Origin of the sequence: Saccharothrix sp. ALI-22-I, assembly GCF_001984175.1 — a bacterium.
GTDB lineage: Bacteria > Actinomycetota > Actinomycetes > Mycobacteriales > Pseudonocardiaceae > Actinosynnema.
Map to the genome: position 1 here is coordinate 1 of NZ_MTQP01000011.1, position 5,657 is coordinate 5,657.

Annotated in this window: 3 protein-coding genes; 2 read left to right on the forward strand and 1 reads right to left on the reverse strand. The window is 66.2% G+C overall.

The window, feature by feature from the left end; genetic code table 11:
* The first annotated feature begins 1,070 nt into the window (after window positions 1-1,070).
* On the forward strand, window positions 1,071-3,152 hold the full coding sequence (locus ALI22I_RS00260; RefSeq protein ID WP_179118019.1) for an NACHT domain-containing protein: 2,082 nt from the start codon (window positions 1,071-1,073) through the stop codon (window positions 3,150-3,152).
* A 382-nt stretch (window positions 3,153-3,534) separates the two neighbouring features.
* Here ALI22I_RS00260 and ALI22I_RS00265 read toward each other — a convergent pair whose 3' ends face one another.
* The gene (locus ALI22I_RS00265) at window positions 3,535-3,861 is read right to left on the reverse strand and encodes a hypothetical protein (RefSeq protein WP_077003576.1); all 327 of its coding nucleotides are present in this window, start codon (window positions 3,859-3,861) and stop codon (window positions 3,535-3,537) included.
* An 847-nt stretch (window positions 3,862-4,708) separates the two neighbouring features.
* Between ALI22I_RS00265 and ALI22I_RS00270 the strand changes: the two genes are divergently transcribed.
* Window positions 4,709-5,437, forward strand: a complete 729-nt coding sequence (locus ALI22I_RS00270; protein WP_238597982.1) for an SAM-dependent methyltransferase — start codon at window positions 4,709-4,711, stop codon at window positions 5,435-5,437.
* Window positions 5,438-5,657 lie beyond the last annotated feature (220 nt).

Sequence of the window (5,657 nt, forward strand, 5' to 3'; positions counted from 1 at the left end):
GCAACCGGGCGTGGCTGGGGAGAATCGCGACAGCGTCTGGTTGGGCGGGCTACCCGATGCTGCGGCTGATGGCGTTGTGCGAGACCGGCAGCCGTGGTCGACGTCGTGGTGCGCCTCGGCCCAGTCGTCCCCGGCGAACAGCACCCGTTCTCCCGTCCTCGTGCCGATCACCAGCAGCCTGCGGGAGAACCATCAGCGACCTAATGAATCAGTGCTCACGCCCAGACAGCGGCGGGCACGACATCCCATCAGCGATTCAGCTCTCCCGGTGCGCTGACAGGGGCACGATCTTTCAAAAGGACTCAACGTCCAGGCTGGAAAAGTGCTCACCTGCCAGCGGCTACCAGACCCGAGTCTGCCGGATGACCGACCCGCTGACTCTCATTAGGCTGGACGGTCCTGCGGGCGTGGCATAAGGCCAGGGAGTTGGTGCCGCGGTCTCGCGGGACAGGTGGTACAGCTGTCCCGCTGACTGTCCCACCTTGGAACCGCTGGTCAGAGGGTATGGCGAGACAGGTGGGGCAGGCGGGACAGCACCCTGCTTCGGGAGGGGAGTCGCGGTCTGATGGGGCAGGTGTACTGCGGACTGTCTCGCCATGGGACCGCTGGTCAGATGGTGTGGCGGGTAGGAAATTCGAACCTCTGTAGCTTTCGCGACGGATTTACAGAGTCCCGCGTAGACCATCTCTGACCAGCAGTTACAGCCTTCGGCACAGCCACTTCGGTACACACTCGGCACAGAGGTCTGCTGGAGTCCTCTCCGGGCACTCGTCCGCCGCGCCAGGGTAGGTAGGCGCAGACGACACCGGCCGTTCAGCCTGCTGCTGGCCATGTGAGCCATCCGCAGGTCCTTGCGGCAGCCGTGCACCGGGAGGAGCACTGCGTCTTGTTCTCCCGTTCGAATCCTTGTCGGAATCGGACTGGTGGTGCGGGTCTTGTGCACGTCGAGACGACCCATGGATCAGGATGCCCGGATGGGGTCTCGAACATGGTCGACCAGAGCGCGGGCATGGGCTGCGGTCGGTGTGCTGTTGGTGCTGGTCGGGACAGTGTGGCCGACCGTGTGGTTGATGGACAGGACTGCCGACGACGACGGTGCCGGTATCGCCAACGTGCTGGCCCTGCCGGTGGGCGGACTCAGCCTCGTGGTCGGGACCGTGTCGCTGTTCGTAGCGTGGCGGTCACGTCCGCGAACCGATGACCTGGCGGTCCTGGTACCCGTGGCGCGGGACCTGTTGCGCGCGGTGGTCAAGGGCGAGGCGGCGACCCTGGCGCGGCTGTTGGGCGACACCGGGCGGGCGCGCCCCGCCGATGTGGGGTTCGTCGCGCCGGAGGCGGCCGAGGTGTGGTGGCGCGACGACGGCGGCAGCGCCTCGGGAAGCCTGGACGATGTCGCCGTCTACTACCGATCACTGGAGTTGGGGCGGTTGGTGGTGCTGGGCGAACCCGGTGCGGGCAAGACTGTGCTCGCACTCCGGCTGCTGCTGGACCTGGCCGCCGAGGCCCGTGCCACCCTGAACCACACCCCAACCGCGCGCGTGCGGGTGCCGGTGCGGTTGAGCCTGTCCTCCTTCACACTGCCCGAGCAGCCCTGCACCCCGTCGGTGTTGTACGAGCGGCTCGAAGCCTGGATAGCCGAACAACTGGGCGTGACCTACGGTGTTCCGCCCGCGGTCGCCCGGGTTCTGGTCGCTGACGGGTGGGTGCTGCCCGTCCTGGACGGGCTCGACGAGATCGACCCTGACCATACCCCGCCCCGACGGGCTCGCCGCGTCCTCGACGCGCTCAACCAGCCCACCGGGGACGCCCCCGCCGGCCCGTTGGTGCTGACCTGCCGCAGCCGCCGCTACCGCGAGCTCACCCACCCCGCCCCCGACCCGACTGGCTGGCGCCCGACCCCCGCAGTGGTGCAGGACGCCACCGTGGTCGTCATCCAACCCCTCGACACCGACCAGGTCACCGCCTGGCTGGCCCACCGCTTCCCCGACCCACGCGGACCGCACGGCGTTCACCGCCGCTGGCGACGCGTGGTCACCACCATCCGGAACCACCGCCGGGGCCGCCTGGCCACGTGCCTGTCCTCCCCGTTGCGCCTCTACCTGGCCTGCGCCGTCTACACCGAGCCCGACACCACACCCGCCGAACTCTGCGACCTCGACCCCGAGACCCTCGACCGCCACCTGCTCGACCACCTCGTCCCCGCCCTCACCCGCCACCACCCCCGCGCCGACGGCACTCACTACCACCCCGACGACGTCACCCGCTGGCTGGCCACCTTCACCCACCACCTCACCACCTTGGCCCACCACGGCCACTCCGCCACCGACCTCCATCTCCACCAACTTTGGGCTACCACTGGCACCCCACCCGGCCGCCGCATCCGACGCCAGACCACGACGACCCTCGCACTCCTCAACGGACTATTGCTTGCTGGCTTCGGCCTCTCCCACGCAGATATCATTGGCCATTACCTTCCCACCACCAGATTTGACTGGTTCGTTGTGCTCGGCGTGGAAGTAGGCATATTTATCGTGACCGCTCTCATACACCGTGCAGGCGTACAGAACACCCCAAGAAGACTGAACCTAGACAGGCTCCGTGAATCCAGCGGACGACGCCTTTTCATCCAACGACTTGCGTTCGGGCTCACGTTCGGACTCACGGTTGGGCTTACGGGCGGGGTTGCGCCCGGGCTCGCGTTCGGGCTTGCGTTCGGGCTCAAGATTGGGCTCGCAGTCGGACTCGCGGTCGGACTTACGATCGGGTTCACTGACGGGCTCACCAGCATCCAAAACACAGCGGTTCGCCCCAGTCAACCGCTCCGCCAGTACATCGCCAGCGAGCTAGCAAACGGGCTTATGACTGGACTCGCCTTCGGTCTCGCTTTCGGGCTCGCGTTCGGGCCTACGGCTGGGCTCGCGGTTGGGCTCCTATTCGGGCTCATAGGCGGACCTGTGGATGCAGCGGGAGGCTTTGTACTACTGCGGTACTTGTTCGCAGTGCGCGCTCTACGACGCGCAGGCCAGTTATCTACCCACCCCGCCCGCTTTCTCGATTGGGCCTACACCGCAGGTCTGGTCCGCCTCGCAGGCACTGCTACCCAGTTCCGCCACCACGACCTTCAAACCTACTTTAACCGCTACATGCCCTAAGGATTCTCGCCGTAAGCCCGCACAAATCGACAGTCCCGCATCCGATCCACCTACGCGCCACATCTCAAGGATCTTTCAAGCTCGAGAGAGCGAGCGATCGAAGGCCGCGAGTACTCATTATTTGTCAGACGATACCCCAGTTTCGGCGCCACCCTTCGATGACCGACTTGAGAACACTGACGACTGATCCCCAGTCTGCTCCCGATGACAGCACCCGCCTCGGGAGGGCGGGTGCTGCGGTGGGTGAGACAGGTGGGACAGGTGTCCCGCAAGCTGTCCCACCTCGGAACCGCAGGTCAGAAGGTGGCGGGACAGGGGAGACAGCATGACCCCGGAAGGACGGTCGCCCGGTCGGGACGGGTGAGGCAGGTGGAGGGTCCGCCTAAGCCGTGCGTGTCGTTCCCCCGCCGGCCTTTCCCTTGTCCCGATCGATGAAGCCGGCCATAGCGACCAGCACCCCGACTCCCAACAGCGGCCAAGCCCACATGCGACGAGCCGACGTAGCGGCTTCGCACTTCTCCAGCCCTTCGGTCAACTGGACGACACTCGCGTCGGGGAGCTGGGCAAACCCGTTCCCGCATGTGGACTCGCCAGCGAAGCTATTGGTGGGGATGGTGACGGACACACCGAGCCCGAGGAATCCGCTGACGGCCATCAGTCCGCCCGCGACGAACAGGTAAGTGCGTAAGGACACGATGCCTCCGGTCATAGTTACTCATCGGGGAAGTCGTCTACCCGCCTGCTCGTGTTACCGGCCTTCCTCATCACTTTTGAGGACCACTCAAGCCAACCTCACGTCGGGAAGCGGGTGAGACAGCACGACCTCGGGAGGGCGGGTGCTGCGGCTTGGTGGGACAGGAGGGACAGCTGTCGCGCTACCTGTCTCACCTCGGAACCGCTGGTCAGAAGGCACGGCGGGACAGGTGGGACAGCACCGCCTCCGGAGGGCGGTGCGCTCGCCGGCTGCGCCGAGCGCTCTACCAGCATAAACAGTAAAGTGATCTTGTTCTTAAGAGCGACTTTGGCCCGTATTTGGCACAGGTCGGCGTCGTGTCGACGGTTGGGCACCGGTCAGCCAAGCGCAAGCGGCTGTAACAGTCGGGGGTGATCACCAGCAGGGTGACGTGCCGACCATCGCTCACTGTGCTCTGAGGGGTATCAACCCATCACCCGCGGCCCGTACACCGCTCCTACGGCCGTCTCAGCGCTGCGCTCACGGCCCTGTGCGGAGATCGGCCCGTCCGCTGCTGTGAACGCCGGAATCGCACGTACCCAGCGTGTCGAGCCGAGACGGGACAGTCAACGCGCCGATACCGTGCTCCCCGTGCCCCCAAGCTGTTACAGCGTCTTGGGGGATACCGCGGCGGGAGTGAGACAGCGCCTCACGAAGCTGTCCCACCATGGAATCGCTGGCCAGATGTGGTGCTGGGACAGGTGAGACAGGTGGGACAGCACGACCCCGGAAGGGCGGTCGCCCGGTCGGGACAGGTGAGGCAGGTGGAGGGCCGGCTAAAATCCTGTTTCCGATCTCCACGCCGTCTGACACGGTGACGCCCGTGACAGACCTCCCGCTGAACGGCCATGCCTATCGAGACTTCAACGCACCGCTCTCGGACACGAAGGCGTACGACCTGATCACGACGTTGCAGCCGTTGGCCGGGGCGACGGTGGTGGATTACGGCTGTGGCTGGGCGGAACTGCTGCTCAGGGCGGTGGAGCAGGAGCCGACCGCACGGGGTGTCGGCGTCGACAGCGACGACTACGCCATCATCCGGGGGCGGCGGAACGTCGAGGCGCGCGGTCTGGCGTCCTACGTTCGGCTGGACTTGGCGGACGTCACTACCTGGGAAGCCGAGCCGGCCGACGTGGTGATCTCGATCGGCGCGTCGCACGCGTGGGGCAGGACGAAGGACACGCTGGAAGCCATGCGTACCCGCCTCCGCCCCGGCGGAACCCTCCTGCTCGGCGACGGCTTCTGGGAGCGGCCGCCAAGTCCGAAGTCGGTCGAGATCTTCGGCGAGGCGGGGTTCGGCACCTTGCCCGAGCTGGTCGACCTGGCCATGACCTGCGGTTACCGCCTGTTGTCGCTCACCACCGCTACCCAGGACGAGTGGGATAGCTTCGAGTCCCGCGGGTACGCGGCCCGGGAGCGGTGGTTGCTGGAGCACCCGGACGACCCGCGGGCCGACGAGGTCCGCGCGACCGTCGACGACCGCCGCGAGGGCTGGCTCAAGGGTTACCGGGGCGAACTCGGCTTCGCCTACTTGACCCTGGCCCACATCTAGCACACCGGCTGTGTTGTGGGAACGCTCTCTCGCATGGCGAACCCCAGGATGACTTCGCCGGGTTGTGTGCATACGGGTACGCCCTGCGGGACAGCACTCGCCTCGGGAGGGCGGTGCGATCACCGTGCTGGCAAGGCATCTACCAGCACAAACAGCAAAACGACCTTGTTCTTAGGGCAACTTTGGCCCGTATTCGGCACACGAGGTCACGCGCCAGTCA